We start from the raw sequence: 12,979 nt of genomic DNA on the forward strand, positions 1-12,979 counted from the left end.
CGCCCGGGAAGGCCGTGTCGGTTGCCCTCAGGCGGCCGAAGTGCCCGAAGCGTCCGCCTCCGGCGGGGCCTGGCGGGCCTTGGCCTCGTCGATGGCCTTGGTGAGCAGGTCGCGGACGCGCTTGGGCTCGCCGACTCCCATCAGCGTCACGGTCCCCGGCTCGGCGAAGGACAGGGTGCCGGTGCGGGAGGGCCCCGGCTTGAGGACCGGCGCCGACAGCCCGGCCAGCACGCTGGCGCGTTCCTTCTGCCGGAACAGCCCCGTGCGCGCGATGATCCGGCTGTCGGTCACGGCGTAGGTCGTGCGCCCGAGCGCGAGGTACCGGACGGCCGACCGCCCGACGGCGCCGTACAGGCCGATCACCAGCACCACGACGGTCCCGCCCATGGCGCCGCCGCTGGGCTGCTTCGCCAGCAGGAACCAGAGCGCGGCGACGGCGAGGATGAGTCCGGCAGGGGCGATCACCCCGTCCGCGGCGACGTAGAACGGGCGCTGGACCGGCTCGCCCGCCCAGAGCACGCGCTCACCGGGTAGAAGATCGATTTCCCCTGCTGACATGGCCGAACACTACTCTGCGGAAGCCCTGGTCGCCGAACCCCGAGCACGCTGTGCGCGACCGGGCACGCTCGGTGCACTGTGACCGAAATCCGCGAGACCCGGGCCGGTCCCGTCAATTAGCGTGGGCAGCCGTGACGTGGAGTGCCTACGGAAGTTACCTGCTCATCGTGGTCCTGATCGTGCTCGCGCCGGGCCCGGACACGATGGTGATGCTGAAGAACGCGCTGTCCGGCGGGTTCCGCGGCGGGCTGCTCGCCTCGCTCGGCATCTTCGCCGGCAACGCCGTCCAGGGCAGTGCCGCCGCGCTCGGGCTCGGCGTCCTCGTCGCGCGGTCGCAGCCGGTGTTCCTCACGCTCAAGTGGGTCGGCGCGGCCTACCTCGTCTTCCTCGGCTTCCAGGCGCTGCGCGGGGCGTTCCGCGGGAACTACACCGTCGTCGAGGAGGTCCAGCGGCGCCGCGGTGGTGGCTTCCGGCGGTTCCGCGAGGGGTTCCTCTCCAACATCACGAACCCGAAGGTGCTGGTGCTGTACCTGTCCGTGCTGCCGCAGTTCCTGACGGCCGGGTCGAGCATCGGGGACTCGCTGCTGCTCGCCTACACCGTCGCGGTGCTCGGCGGGCTGTGGCTGCTGGTGCTGCTGGTGTTCGTGCACCGCGTCCGCGCGTGGCTGGGCCGCCGCCGGGTGCGCCGCACGCTGGACGGCGTCACCGGCACCGCGCTGCTCGGGTTCGGCGCCGCCCTCGCCCTGGAGTCCTGATGACGTGGAACACCTACCTGGGGTTCGCCGGGATGATGGCGTTCCTGGCGATGATGCCGGGCCCGGACACGATGGTCGTGCTGAAGAACGCCCTGACCGGCGGCGCGCGCGGCGGCGGCTGGGCGTGCGCGGGCATCAGCGTCGCGAACTTCCTGCAGGGCACGGCCGTGGCGTTCGGCCTCGGCGCGGTGATCACGCGCTACCAGCCGTTGTTCGAGACGGTGAAGTGGCTGGGCGCGGCCTACCTGGTCTTCCTGGGAATCCAGGCGTTGCGCGGTGCGTGGCGCGGGAACTACGAGCACCTGGACGACGTCCGCCGCGCTCGCACGTCCCGGTGGCGCCGGTTCCGTGAGGGCTTCCTGTCGAACATCACCAACCCCAAGGTGATCGTGCTGTACCTGTCGGTGCTGCCCCAGTTCCTGACCCCGGCGTCGACCTTCGCCGACTCGCTGCTGCTGGCCTACACGGTCGCCGCGCTCGGCGTGGTGTGGCAGGTGCTGCTGCTGTTCTTCGTGCACCGGGTGCGCGGGTGGCTGGAGCGGCGCCGCGTCCGCCGCGCCATGGACGGCGCGACGGGCGCGGCTCTCGTCGGCTTCGGTGCCGCCTTGGCCCTCGAAGGCTGAGTCAGGAACCGCACCGCCAGAGCACGGGACCGTAGTCGTCGCGGCCGAAGACCGTCCCGTCGTCGCCGACGAGGTCGGCCGACGCCGACGCCGCCCCGGCCGGGAGCGGCAGCTTCGTCACCAGGCTCGTGCCCTGCCAGACCGCGGGCGGGCCGTCCCACCCGCCGACCCGGCCGGCGATCGTGCCGTGGCGGTTGACGCTTTCCGCGGTGCCACCGCCGTCGAGCGGGTGCGGGGTGTTCTGCGACCACAGCACGGCCTTCGGGCCGGCCGGGTCGAGCACGGTGCCCACGGCGTTGCCGCCGCTGATCGCCCGGGCCAGCACGGGAGTCTGCGGCGAAGGCGGCTGCGGGGTGAGGGTGCCCGAGCGCCAGAGGTAGGCCGAATTGCCGCCGCTGAGGAGAACGGTGCCGTCCTCGTCGATGTCCACGGCGGACGCGTAAGGCAGTTCCGGCGGGGCGATGACCCGCGGACCGGCGGCCAGGACGGACCACAGGATCACGACGCTGCCACCCGGTACGCGCGCGGTGGCCACGACGTCGCCGCGGTCGTTGATCGCGTCCGCGTGCACGTCCCGATAGCCGTCGGGCGGCCGGATCTGCTCGTAGGTTCCGTTGCGGTACAAGAAGATCTGCGAGGTCGCCGGGCTGGTGAACGCATCCGCGTTCACGAGGACGGCCCCCGACCGGTTCAGCCCGGCGGGCATCGCCGAGTCGAAGCCGGCGGGCAGGTCGAGGTTCCGCGGCACGCCGTGCTCCCACAGCACCACGCGGGACGTGCTCCGGTCGATGGAGTGGCCCACGTAGTTCCCCTCGCCGTCCGTCGCGTCGACGTCGACGAAACCGGGCTGGCCGAACGGCGGGAGCGCGACTCTTTCGGCCTGCCAGGTGCAAGGTGCCGGGCTCGCGGCCGCCGCCGGTGCCACCGCGACGGTGGCCAGGGCCAGCACGGCCAGCCCCGCCGTCGTCGTTCTTTTGAACAGGTTCATGAAGGTCCCCCTCGGTCGTCGGTCGCGCTGACCACGCGCCGGCACCGCTCGCCGTTGAGCACCGGGGGTTCGGTTCACCCGTTCGGCCGCGCGGTCAGAGCGTGCGATCCAGCCAGTCGTAGATCCGGCCGGCCGCGAGTCGCTGGGCGCCGACGTGGCAGTGCGCGTCCGCGCCCTCCTCCGCCGTGAACGTCAGCAGCGTCTTCGGCGCGTTCAGGTGGTCGTACAGCCGGCGCGGCTCGGTTTCGGTCTCCCCGGCGAAGAACAGGTCGTCCGCCGCCTCGCACACCAGCGTCGGGCACGTGATCTTCTCCGCGACGCCGTCCTCCAGCGTGTACTCGAGGTACTTCGCGATGAACTCGCGGTCGGTCGCCGCGCCCAGGACGTACCGGCCGTGGTCGCACGCCCAGCGCAGCGTCGAGCTCGCCTCGCGGCCGGCGGCGAGGATCGCGTCGAACTCCGCGTCCTCGGGAGCCTGGGCCCGGCGGACGATCTCCGCGCGGTCCCAGGGCAGCAGGCCGGTCACCGCCGCACCCGCGTCGTACACGCCGTCCACCGCGACGACCGCCGCCAGCCGCGGCTCGAACGCCGCCGCGCGCGGGGCGAGCATGCCGCCGAGGCTGATGCCGAGCAGCGCCACGCGCGAGGCGTCCACGCCGTCGAGTCCCAGCGCGAAGTCCACCACCGGCGTGACGACGTGCTCCCAGTCCGGCCGGAACACGAGCTTCTCGCGCCGGATCGCGCTCGGCTGGCCCGGGCCGTCGAACGTCAGCACGTGGTAACCGCGCTCGGCGCCGGCCGCCGCGCCCATGTAGTGACACTCCTCGGCACTGCCGTCGAACCCGTTGTGCATGATCAGCAACGGCTTCGGCCCGTCACCCGGCGCGCGGTAGAGGTACCCCTGCAGAACCGTTCCGTCGTAAGGGATTTCGACCGGCTCCGCGACGCCGGCCCGCCGGAAGCTCTCGACACAGCGGTCGTACGCCGCCGCGATCCGCGGGTCCGCCGGGTCGCCGTGCAGGAAGAACTCCGACGAGAAGTAGTACGTCGACGCCCGCAGCAGCAGGTCCCGCGCGGTGATCGGCCCGGCGTCGGCGGCCTCGGCGTAGAGCCGGTCGGCCAGTGCGCGGTAGGCGTCGTGCCAGCTGTCGTAGTCGCCGGCCGTCACGGTCGACGCGGCCGCGAGCACCTCCCCGAAGTCCGAGCCGCCGTAGGACGAGTGCCCGAACAGGCGCAGCGTCTCGAACCAGAACTGCGGGTCTTCGGTGAACATGATCTGCTTCATCGGATCTCCTCCTCCACAAAGGTTTCGAACGGGCGGGCGGGCCGGCCGGTGACCTCTTCGACGGCTGGGGTGACGCGGTCTTCGGTGCCCCGGCGGATGTCCTCGTCGAGGGCGGCGAGCACCCGCGCGAAGTCCCCCGGAATCCCGGCCGCGGTGAGCAGAGCCGCGAATTCGGCGGTGCTCACGGCGCGGTGCCGCACCGGACGGCCGGTGCGCGCGGCGACGATCGACGCGGCTTCGGCGTAGCTCACCGCGGCCGGACCGGTGAGCACGTGTTCGGTGTTGTGCGGTTCGGGATCGGTCAGCGCGCGGACGGCGACCGCCGCGATGTCGCCGGCGTCGACGAACGCGACCCGCGCGTCCCCGGTGGCGGTGACGATCTCGCCGTCGCGCACACCCTGGGCGACCAGGTGCTCGCCGGTGAAGTTCTGCATGAACCAGGACGGCCGCAGCACGGCCCACTCCGGCGCCGCGCGCACCAGCCGCTGGAGGTCGCCGAGCCCGGGCGTGTCCGCCGTGACGGCCGACGAGCTGAGCAGGACGACCCGCCGGACGCCCGCGGCCAGTGCGTCGTCCAGGAACGGCGACACGAGCTTCGCCGGCGAAGCCTCCCCGATCGGCGGCAGCAGGTACATCGCGGAGACGCCGCGCAGAGCGTCGGCGTGGGTCGAGCGGTCGGCCCAGTCGAACCGGACCTGCCCGGGCTCGCCCGGCTTGCGCGTGGCCGCCCGAGCCGGGACACCGCGAGCGCGCAGGCCGGCGACGACCCGGCGCCCGGTGGTGCCGGTGCCGCCGAGGACCAGGACGTCAGCCACCGAAGGCCGCCGTCAGCTCGTCGACGCCGCCGAGGACCTCGGCCGCGGCGAGCGGGCTCCAGTAGTCGCGGTAGTGGCGGATCTCGCCGTCCTCGACGGTGATCACCGCGATGTAGGACAGCTCGTACGGCTTCCCCGAAGCCACCACGACCCCGGCGACGGTGAACTCGGCGACGACCACGGCCGGGTCGGTCGTTTCGTGCACGGTCTTGGCGACGACCTCCCGGATGTCCAGCAGGTTCGGGTAGTCGCGCAGGTACTCGGTGATCGCGGCGCGGCCCTCGACGCGCTTCGGGTAGCCCGGGCCGGCGAACGGGAACTCCAGGATGCCGTCCTCGGCCCACAACCCGGCGAACGCGGTCATGTCGTGCTTCAGCAGCAGGTCGATCCCCTGCTCGACGAGGTCTCGTGAGTACATCTCAACCTCCAGTCATCGATCGGACGAGACGGTACCGTCCCGACGTAACTGTAGACGGGACGGTACCGTCTCGTCCACCCGCTACACTGCGCCCATGGCACGCACCCCGACCGGCGCCGCGGTCCTCCAGCCCGAGGTCACGCAGGCGATCGCCGACGCCGTCATGTGGGAACTCGCCGAGCAGGGCTACGGCCGGCTGTCGATGGAAGCCGTGGCGAAACGCGCCGGCGTCGGCAAGAGCGCGCTGTACCGGCGGTGGGTGTCGAAGGACCACATGATCGCGTCCGTGGTGACGGACTTCAGCGTGACCCGCGCGGCGGAGGCGGACACCGGCTCACTGCGCGGCGACCTGCGGGAGACGATGCAGGCGCTGATCGACTGGCTGATGCACCCGCTGTTCTCCCGGATCCTGCCGGACCTGGTCGCGGAGGACGCCCGCAACCCCGACCACGGCCGCGGCCTGCGCGAGGCCATCGGCGGCCCCCGCCGCGAGGTCGGCGAGGCGATGCTGCGCCGCGCGATCGCCCGCGGCGAGCTCCCGGCGGACCTGGACATGGAACTGGCGCTCGACGTCCTGGCGGCGCCGATCTACTGGCGCCTGGTGGTCCGGATGGCCCCGGCCGAAGAGGACTACGTGGAGCGGCTGGTGGAGTTCGCCCTGCGCGCACTCGGCGCGCAGGGCGCGTGACTCACGCCCGGTCGGGCTCGCCGCTGACGCGCTTGATGTTCGCGCCCAGGCGGTTCAGGTTCTCGACGAAGTGCGGGTAGCCGCGGTCGATGTGGAAGACGTCCCAGACCTCGGTGACGCCGTCCGCGCACAGGCCCGCCAGCACCAGGCCGGCGCCCGCGCGGATGTCGGACGCCCAGACCGGCGCGCTCGACAGCGTCTTGACGCCGCGGACCACCGCGTGGTGGCCGTCCGTGCGCGCGTCGCCGGACAGGCGGACCATCTCCTCGATGAAGCGGAAGCGCGCCTCGTAGACGTTCTCCGTGATCATCGACGTGCCTTCGGACACCGCCGAGAGCGCCACCGCGAACGGCTGCAGGTCGGTCGCGAAGCCGGGGTACGGCAGCGTCACCCAGTCGACCGCCTTCGGGCGCTCCGGCTGGACCACGCGGAAACCCTTGTCGCCGAACGTCTCGACGTCCGCGCCGGCCAGCTGCAGCTTGTTCAGGATCAGGTCGAGGTGGTGCGGGTTGACGCCGCGGACCGTGATGTCGCCGCGGGTCATCGACGCCGCGAACGCCCAGGTCGCGCCGACGATCCGGTCGCCGATCACGCTGTGCTCGGTCGGGTGCAGCTGCTCCACGCCGTGCACGGTCAGCGTCGACGTGCCGGCGCCCTCGATCTTCGCGCCCATCTCGGTGAGCATCGTGCAGATGTCGACGATCTCGGGCTCGCGCGCGCAGTTGTCGATGACCGTGGTGCCCTCGGCCAGCACGGCCGCCATCAGGATGTTCTCGGTCGCGCCGACACTCGGGAAGTCGAGCCAGATCTGCGCGCCGACCAGTGTCTCGGCCTTCGCGACGACGCAGCCGTGCTCGATGGTGCTCGTCGCGCCCAGCTTGCGCAGGCCGTTCTGGTGCATGTCCAGCGGGCGCGAGCCGATCGCGTCCCCGCCCGGCAGCGCCACGACGGCCTGCTTCAGCCGGCCGACCAGCGGCCCCAGCACGCAGACGGACGCGCGCAGCTTGCCCATCGCCGCCGAGTCCGCGCGGTGCGACAGCTCGGCGGGCGTGGTGATGGTGGCGGTGTCGCCCTCGATGACGACCTCGCAGCCGACGCTCCGCAGCACGTCGCCCATCAGCGGGACGTCCAGGATCTGCGGGCAGTTCGTGATGGTCGTGGTGCCCTCGGCCAGCAGGGCCGCGGCCATCAGCTTCAGCACGCTGTTCTTCGCGCCGACCACGTCGACCTCGCCGACCAGCCGGGCTCCGCCATGCACGTCGAAGTGCTCGCTCATGGCCGCCAATCATGCCCTCTCGCCCGGATTCGGCCCGGGCGGGGGCCGCTATGGTGGGTTCATGGTCGTTCGCATCAACCGCGTCTACACGAAGGTCGGCGACAGCGGCACGACCGCGCTCGGCGACGGGTCCCGCGTGCCCAAGACGTCTCCGCGCCTGGGCGCGTACGCCGACACGGACGAGACGAACTCGGTGCTGGGCCTGGCGATCTCGGTCGGGCAGCTGACCGACGAGGTCGCGGATGTCCTGCGTGCGGTGCAGAACGATCTCTTCGACGTCGGCGCCGACCTCTGCCTGCCGATCTCCGACGACCCGCCGTACCCGCCGTTGCGGATCACGGAGAAGTACGTCGAACGGCTCGAAGGCTGGTGCGACGAGTTCAACGAGCGCCTGCCGAAGCTGACGTCGTTCATCCTGCCGGGCGGGACCCCCGGCGCGGCGTTCCTGCACCAGGCGCGGACGGTGTCCCGCCGCGCGGAGCGAAGCGCGTGGGCGCTGCACGAGGCCGAGCCGGAGACGACGAACCCGGTCGCGGTGAAGTACCTGAACCGGCTGTCGGACCTGCTGTTCATCCTGGCGCGGCTGGCGAACCCGGACGGTGACGTGCTGTGGGCCCCGGGCGGGCAGCCCTAGATCCCCCAGCTGTCCCGCAGCGCGCGCAGCGCCTGGTGGAAGCCGGGGAACGTCTTCTTGACGCAGTCCGGGTCGTCCAGCGTGATGCCCTCGGTCAGCAGTCCGGTGATGCTGAACGCCATCGCGATCCGGTGGTCGCGCCGGCACTTGACCATCGCGCCGGTGGGCGTGCCCGGCTGGATCTCGATCCAGTCGCGGCCCGTCTCAACCGCGATGCCCATGGCGCGCAGGTTCTCCTCGCACGCGTCGAGGCGGTCGCACTCCTTGATGCGCGTGTTGTAGACGTCCTCGATGCGCACCGGGCCCGACGCGAACGGCGCGATCGCCGCCAGCGTCGGCACGGTGTCCGAGATGTCGCGCATGTTCACCGTGACGCCGCGCAGGCCGTCCGACGGGCCCGCGACCGTCACCGAGTCCTCGGTCAGCTCGACGTGCGCGCCCATCTGCTCCAGCACGGACACGAACTGGACGTCACCCTGCAGCGCCGAGGACCCCAGCCCCGGGATGGTCACCGTCCGGCCCGTGACGGCCGCCGCGGCGAGGAAGTAGCTGGCCGTCGACGCGTCGGGCTCGACCGGGTACTCGCACGCCTGGTACGGCTGCGGTGGCACCACGAACGTCTTGCCCTCGCGGCGGACGTCGACGCCGAACCGCCGCATCATTTCGAGGGTGATCTCGACGTACGGCACCGACACCAGGTCGGTCACCGTGATCCGCAGCCCCTCGGCGGTCAGCGGCCCGAGCAGCAGCAACGCCGTCAGGAACTGGGACGACAGCCCCGCGTCGAGGGTCAGTGAGCCGCCCTTGACGCCGTTCGCGCGGATCGTCAGCGGGTGGTGCCCCGGCTCGCCTTCGAAGGTCAGGTCGACGCCGAGCTCCTGCAGCGCGTCGGTCAGCGGGCCGAGCGGGCGGCGGCGCATCTGGTCGGAAGCGTCGAAGTGGAACGTCCCGGTGCCGGCCGCCGCCAGCGCGGGCAGGAACCGGGCCGTCGTGGCGCCGTCGCGGCAGAAGACGTCAGCCGCGGCGACGCCGGGACCCGACGGGCGGCCCTCGATGGTCCACGCGCCCGGCTGCCGGTCGACGCGGTACCCGAGCTTGACGAGCCCCTCGGCGAAGCCCTCGGTGTCGTCCGAGTGCAGCGGACGGCCGAGGGTCGTGGTGCCGTTCGCGGCGGCGGCCAGGAACAGGCCGCGGGCGGTGACGGACTTGGAGCCGGGGATCTCGACGAGAGTCACGAACCCCAGTTTAGTGGGGCGAGATCTCGGCCATCGGGCCCCAGTCGGAGGCGTCCTGGACGTTGATGATCTGCGGGTTGTCGCTGATGTAGGCACCCAGGTTCGCGACGGCCCACTTGAAGTGGTCGGAGCCGACGTGCGCGACGGCGGCGTCCTGGCCCTCGAAGCCTTCGACCAGCACGTACGTGTTCTTGTCTTCGAGGCTGCGGGACCACTCGAAGAACCGGTTGCCGGCCTCGGCGCGGGTGTTCCGGGTGTAGTCGGCGACGATTTCCGGCCAGGCTTCGGCGTGCTCCGGCTTGACCGGGAACTTGACCACGATGAAGATCATGGCCTCAACCGTAAGCCAAAACGGCGGCCGTGGCTGTCCCAGTTTGAGACAAAGACAGCGTCAGGAGGCGCGCGGGAGACGTCGCCCCGGCGGAGCGGATTCGAGCCACGAGAGAAACCCCGTGAGCGCGCCCGGGCCCATGGCGATCTCGATCGCCTCCTGGGTCTCCGACTCGCAACGCAGCACGGTCGAGCCTTCAGGAACGGCGTAGGCCTCGGTCCCGGACGGGTCGCGCCGGTCGGCGATCTGCATGCTTTCACGCTGGAAGACGCGGTCCGGGCCGGTCCGCAGGCTCCACACGCGGTACCAGACGAACTCGTCGCCCTCGTAGCGGCCCAGCCCCAGGTGCCAGCTGGACCGCGCGGCGTCCGGACGCCACCGCAGCGCGACGCTCACGCCCCCGCCGCGGCGCATCCGGATCCACCGCTGGCCGTACCAGGCGACCAGCACGGCGAGCACGATCAGGAGCCCCACTACGACCACGGTGATCTTCACGGCCTCGGCTCCTGCCCGTCTCCCGCTCAGGCCGACTGACCTGCCGCGCGGAGCTGGGCCGTGGCCCTCGTCCGCTCGGTCTCGTCGTCGGCGCTCAGTGCCGCCTTCGCCGCGTTGACGTCGATTTCGTCGGAAAGCTCGGCGCTCTCGGCCAGGATGCTCACCCCGGTACCGGTCACGGAGAGGAATCCGCCGTGCACGGCGGCACAGACCGTCTCGCCGTCGGTGGTCGTCACCTTGACCACGCCACCCTCGACGAGCTGCCCGAGCACGGGTTCGTGGCCGGCCATGATGCCGATCTCGCCCTCGGTGGTCTGGGCCACCACGAAAGTGGCGGTACCCGACCAGAGACGGCGCTCGACGGCCACCAGCTCCACGGACATCTCAGCCACGTAGCACTCCTTAGCTCGGGGTGTTGATCCCGAGTGTAATAGGTCTGTATCCCGGTATGAGAACGGCGGGGGCGCGCATCCACATAGGACACTGCCCCCGCCGTACTCACGGAATCACTTCTTGGTGATTTCCTTGTACTTCTTCTCGAGGTCCTCGAGGCCACCGATACCCAGGAACGCCTGCTCCGGGTAGTGGTCGAAGTCACCCTTCGAGATGCGGTCGAACGACTCGATGGTCTCCGAGAGCGGCACCGTCGAGCCCGGGATCTGCGTGAACGCCTCGGCGACCAGCATGTTCTGCGACAGGAACCGCTCGATGCGGCGCGCGCGCTGAACGGTCAGCTTGTCCTCTTCCGAGAGCTCGTCCATACCGAGGATCGCGATGATGTCCTGCAGTTCCTTGTACTTCTGCAGGATCCGGATGACCTCGGAAGCCACGCGGTAGTGGTCCTCACCGACGATGGCCGGGTCGAGGATCGTCGACGTCGACGCCAGCGGGTCCACCGCCGGGAAGATGCCCTTCTGGAAGACACCACGCGAGAGCTCGGTGGTGGCGTCCAGGTGGGCGAACGTCGCGGCCGGGGCCGGGTCGGTGTAGTCGTCCGCGGGGACGTAGATCGCCTGCATCGAGGTGATCGACCGGCCTCGGGTCGAGGTGATCCGCTCCTGCAGCTGGCCCATCTCGTCGGCCAGCGTCGGCTGGTAACCCACGGCCGAAGGCATGCGGCCCAGCAGGGTCGACACCTCGGAACCGGCCTGGGTGAACCGGAAGATGTTGTCGATGAACAGCAGCACGTCCTGGTTCTGCACATCGCGGAAGTACTCCGCCATGGTCAGCGCGGACAGGGCGACGCGCATGCGCGTGCCCGGCGGCTCGTCCATCTGGCCGAACACGAGGGCGGTGTCGTTGATGACGCCGTCTTCGCTCATCTCCAGGAAGAGGTCGTTGCCCTCACGGGTGCGCTCGCCGACCCCGGCGAACACCGACGTACCACCGAAGTTCCGGGCGACACGGGTGATCATCTCCTTGATGAGCACCGTCTTGCCGACGCCGGCACCGCCGAACAGGCCGATCTTGCCACCCTGGACGTACGGGGTGAGCAGGTCGACGACCTTCAGGCCGGTCTCCAGCATCTCCGTCTTGCCTTCGAGCTGGTCGAAGGACGGCGGGTTGCGGTGGATGCCCCAGCGCTCGAGGTCGTCGCCGTAGCCGGGCTCGTCGAGGCACTCGCCGAGCGCGTTGTAGACGTGGCCCTTGACCTTGTCGCCCACCGGCACGGTGATCGGCTTGCCGGTGTCGGTGACCTCGGCGCCCCGGACCAGGCCGTCCTGCGGCTGGAGCGAAATGGTGCGGACGAGGTTGTCACCCAGGTGGCTGGCGACCTCGAGGGTCACGGTCTTGCGGAGCTGCTCGAACTCGATCTCGACCTTGAGCGCGCTGAACTGGTCGGGCACGGAACCGCGCGGGAACTCGACGTCGACGACCGGACCGGTCACCGACACGATGCGCCCCTTGGCGCGCGGGGCTTCAGTACTGGTCATCAATCATCACTTCCTGCTGCGGTGAGCGCGTTCGCGCCACCGACGATTTCGGAGATCTCCTGGGTGATCTGCGCCTGGCGGGCCTGGTTCATCTCCCGCGTCAGGTTCCCCACCAGGTCGTTCGCGTTGTCCGACGCGGCCTTCATCGCCGTCCGGCGGGCGGCCAGTTCGGACGCCGCGGACTCGAGCATGGCCGCGTAGAGCCGCGTGTTGATGTACTTCGGCAGGAGCGCGTCCAGCAGCTTGTCGGCACTGGGCTCGAACTCGTAGCTGGGGAGCAGCCCGGCGGGCTTCTCCTCTTCTCCTTCGGAGTACTCGACCTCGAGCGGCGCGACGCGCTTGGCGGTCGGGCGCTGCGTCAGCATCGACACGAACTCGGTGTAGACGATGTGGATCTCGTCGACACCCTCGATGCCGTCGGCGTTGCCGTGCTCGTCGTCGACGCCGGCCATGAACGACCGGACGAGGGCCTCGCCCGCCTCCACCGCGGCGGTGTAGGTCGGCTGGTCGGAGAAGCCCGTCCAGCCGTCCACCACCGGGCGGTCACGGAAGCGGTAGTAGTTCAGGCCCTTGTTGCCGGTGACGTAGATCCGCGCTTCCTTGCCCTCGGAGCGGAGCAGGGAAAGCAGCTCTTCGGTCGCGCGCAGCACGTTGGAGTTGTAGCCACCGCACTGGCCCTTGTCACTGGTCACGACCAGGACAGCGGCCCGCTTCGGGTTCGGGCGCTCGACCAGCATGGGGTGGTCGAGGTTGGCCGCCGCACCGGCCAGCGCCGAGAGCACCTTGGTGATCTCGTCGGCGTACGGCCGGGAGGCGGCGACCTTCGCCCGCGCCTTGGTGATGCGCGCGGTGGCGATGAGCTCCATCGCCTTGGTGATCTTGCCGATCGACTTGGTCGCCTTGATGCGCGACCGGAGTTCCCGGAGTTGTGCGGCCATGAGCTA

The 12,979-nt window shown here is 70.7% G+C and carries 16 protein-coding genes; 4 read left to right on the plus strand and 12 right to left on the minus strand.

Translation table 11 applies throughout. The annotated features are described in order from the left end of the window. Nucleotides 1–27: 27 nt before the first annotated feature. On the minus strand, nt 28–558 hold the full coding sequence (locus tag ACZ7PG_RS24850) for a YdbT family protein (protein ID WP_470241474.1): 531 nt from the start codon (nt 556–558) through the stop codon (nt 28–30). 131 nt (nt 559–689) lie between these two features. Here ACZ7PG_RS24850 and ACZ7PG_RS24855 point away from each other — a divergent pair, with 131 nt between their 5' ends. Both ACZ7PG_RS24855 and ACZ7PG_RS24860 read left to right on the plus strand, forming a co-directional pair. Further along, on the plus strand, nt 690–1,313 hold the full coding sequence (locus ACZ7PG_RS24855; RefSeq protein ID WP_470241475.1) for a LysE family translocator: 624 nt from the start codon (nt 690–692) through the stop codon (nt 1,311–1,313). Continuing rightward, entirely contained in the window at nt 1,313–1,936 is a 624-nt protein-coding gene (locus ACZ7PG_RS24860; RefSeq protein ID WP_470241476.1) for a LysE family translocator, read from the plus strand. Before ACZ7PG_RS24855 ends, ACZ7PG_RS24860 begins: the two co-directional genes overlap by 1 nt. A gap of 1 nt (nt 1,937) precedes the next feature. On the opposite strand, the gene ACZ7PG_RS24865 is transcribed toward ACZ7PG_RS24860, so the two are convergent. From ACZ7PG_RS24865 to ACZ7PG_RS24880, 4 genes are all read right to left on the minus strand, one after another. Beyond that, the gene (locus ACZ7PG_RS24865; RefSeq protein ID WP_470241477.1) at nt 1,938–2,924 is read right to left on the minus strand and encodes a hypothetical protein; all 987 of its coding nucleotides are present in this window, start codon (nt 2,922–2,924) and stop codon (nt 1,938–1,940) included. 94 nt (nt 2,925–3,018) lie between these two features. Beyond that, on the minus strand, nt 3,019–4,209 hold the full coding sequence (locus ACZ7PG_RS24870) for an alpha/beta hydrolase family protein (RefSeq protein WP_470241478.1): 1,191 nt from the start codon (nt 4,207–4,209) through the stop codon (nt 3,019–3,021). After that, nucleotides 4,206–5,024, minus strand: coding sequence for an NmrA family NAD(P)-binding protein (locus ACZ7PG_RS24875; protein ID WP_470241479.1), 819 nt, complete (start codon nt 5,022–5,024; stop codon nt 4,206–4,208). Before ACZ7PG_RS24875 ends, ACZ7PG_RS24870 begins: the two co-directional genes overlap by 4 nt. After that, on the minus strand, nt 5,017–5,442 hold the full coding sequence (locus ACZ7PG_RS24880) for a nuclear transport factor 2 family protein (protein WP_470241480.1): 426 nt from the start codon (nt 5,440–5,442) through the stop codon (nt 5,017–5,019). Before ACZ7PG_RS24880 ends, ACZ7PG_RS24875 begins: the two co-directional genes overlap by 8 nt. A 94-nt stretch (nt 5,443–5,536) precedes the next feature. Between ACZ7PG_RS24880 and ACZ7PG_RS24885 the strand changes: the two genes are divergently transcribed. Then, complete coding sequence (locus tag ACZ7PG_RS24885; RefSeq protein WP_470241481.1) at nt 5,537–6,130, plus strand: TetR/AcrR family transcriptional regulator; 594 nt, start codon at nt 5,537–5,539, stop codon at nt 6,128–6,130. A 1-nt stretch (nt 6,131) separates the two neighbouring features. Here the strand turns inward: ACZ7PG_RS24885 and murA are convergent, their stop codons facing one another. Beyond that, entirely contained in the window at nt 6,132–7,406 is a 1,275-nt protein-coding gene (murA, locus tag ACZ7PG_RS24890) for a UDP-N-acetylglucosamine 1-carboxyvinyltransferase (RefSeq protein ID WP_470241482.1), read from the minus strand. Nucleotides 7,407–7,467: 61 nt separating this feature from the next. Between murA and ACZ7PG_RS24895 the strand changes: the two genes are divergently transcribed. Then, complete coding sequence (locus ACZ7PG_RS24895) at nt 7,468–8,040, plus strand: cob(I)yrinic acid a,c-diamide adenosyltransferase (protein ID WP_470241483.1); 573 nt, start codon at nt 7,468–7,470, stop codon at nt 8,038–8,040. Here ACZ7PG_RS24895 and aroA read toward each other — a convergent pair. The 6 genes from aroA to ACZ7PG_RS24925 all read right to left on the minus strand — a co-directional run bounded on the left by aroA (nt 8,037) and on the right by ACZ7PG_RS24925 (nt 12,973). Continuing rightward, nucleotides 8,037–9,275, minus strand: coding sequence for a 3-phosphoshikimate 1-carboxyvinyltransferase (gene aroA, locus ACZ7PG_RS24900; protein WP_470241484.1), 1,239 nt, complete (start codon nt 9,273–9,275; stop codon nt 8,037–8,039). The two genes, ACZ7PG_RS24895 and aroA, sit on opposite strands and share 4 nt — an antisense overlap. A 10-nt stretch (nt 9,276–9,285) precedes the next feature. Then, nucleotides 9,286–9,606, minus strand: a complete 321-nt coding sequence (locus ACZ7PG_RS24905; protein WP_470241485.1) for a putative quinol monooxygenase — start codon at nt 9,604–9,606, stop codon at nt 9,286–9,288. 60 nt (nt 9,607–9,666) lie between these two features. Next, nucleotides 9,667–10,101: a DUF2550 domain-containing protein gene (locus ACZ7PG_RS24910; RefSeq protein WP_285476232.1), complete on the minus strand. Its 435-nt coding sequence runs from the start codon at nt 10,099–10,101 to the stop codon at nt 9,667–9,669. Between the two features lie 26 nt (nt 10,102–10,127). Next, nucleotides 10,128–10,493, minus strand: coding sequence for a F0F1 ATP synthase subunit epsilon (locus tag ACZ7PG_RS24915; protein ID WP_364625972.1), 366 nt, complete (start codon nt 10,491–10,493; stop codon nt 10,128–10,130). Between the two features lie 114 nt (nt 10,494–10,607). Then, nucleotides 10,608–12,035, minus strand: a complete 1,428-nt coding sequence (gene atpD / locus ACZ7PG_RS24920) for a F0F1 ATP synthase subunit beta (RefSeq protein WP_284744206.1) — start codon at nt 12,033–12,035, stop codon at nt 10,608–10,610. Beyond that, a complete protein-coding gene (locus ACZ7PG_RS24925; protein ID WP_470241486.1) occupies nt 12,035–12,973 on the minus strand; it encodes a F0F1 ATP synthase subunit gamma in 939 nt (312 codons plus the stop codon). Before ACZ7PG_RS24925 ends, atpD begins: the two co-directional genes overlap by 1 nt. Between the last annotated feature and the right edge of the window lie 6 nt (nt 12,974–12,979).

Source organism: Amycolatopsis sp. NPDC114504, assembly GCF_055633595.1.

Excerpts from the sequence above, each read along its gene's own strand:
- ACZ7PG_RS24850 (WP_470241474.1), bottom strand. The coding sequence starts at position 558 with ATGTCAGCAGGGGAAATCGATCTTCTACCCGGTGAGCGCGTGCTCTGG.
- ACZ7PG_RS24860 (WP_470241476.1), top strand. The coding sequence starts at position 1,313 with ATGACGTGGAACACCTACCTGGGGTTCGCCGGGATGATGGCGTTCCTG.
- ACZ7PG_RS24865 (WP_470241477.1), bottom strand. The coding sequence starts at position 2,924 with ATGAACCTGTTCAAAAGAACGACGACGGCGGGGCTGGCCGTGCTGGCC.
- ACZ7PG_RS24870 (WP_470241478.1), bottom strand. The coding sequence starts at position 4,209 with ATGAAGCAGATCATGTTCACCGAAGACCCGCAGTTCTGGTTCGAGACG.
- ACZ7PG_RS24880 (WP_470241480.1), bottom strand. The coding sequence starts at position 5,442 with ATGTACTCACGAGACCTCGTCGAGCAGGGGATCGACCTGCTGCTGAAG.
- ACZ7PG_RS24885 (WP_470241481.1), top strand. The coding sequence starts at position 5,537 with ATGGCACGCACCCCGACCGGCGCCGCGGTCCTCCAGCCCGAGGTCACG.
- murA (WP_470241482.1), bottom strand. The coding sequence starts at position 7,406 with ATGAGCGAGCACTTCGACGTGCATGGCGGAGCCCGGCTGGTCGGCGAG.
- ACZ7PG_RS24895 (WP_470241483.1), top strand. The coding sequence starts at position 7,468 with ATGGTCGTTCGCATCAACCGCGTCTACACGAAGGTCGGCGACAGCGGC.
- ACZ7PG_RS24905 (WP_470241485.1), bottom strand. The coding sequence starts at position 9,606 with ATGATCTTCATCGTGGTCAAGTTCCCGGTCAAGCCGGAGCACGCCGAA.
- atpD (WP_284744206.1), bottom strand. The coding sequence starts at position 12,035 with ATGACCAGTACTGAAGCCCCGCGCGCCAAGGGGCGCATCGTGTCGGTG.
- ACZ7PG_RS24925 (WP_470241486.1), bottom strand. The coding sequence starts at position 12,973 with ATGGCCGCACAACTCCGGGAACTCCGGTCGCGCATCAAGGCGACCAAG.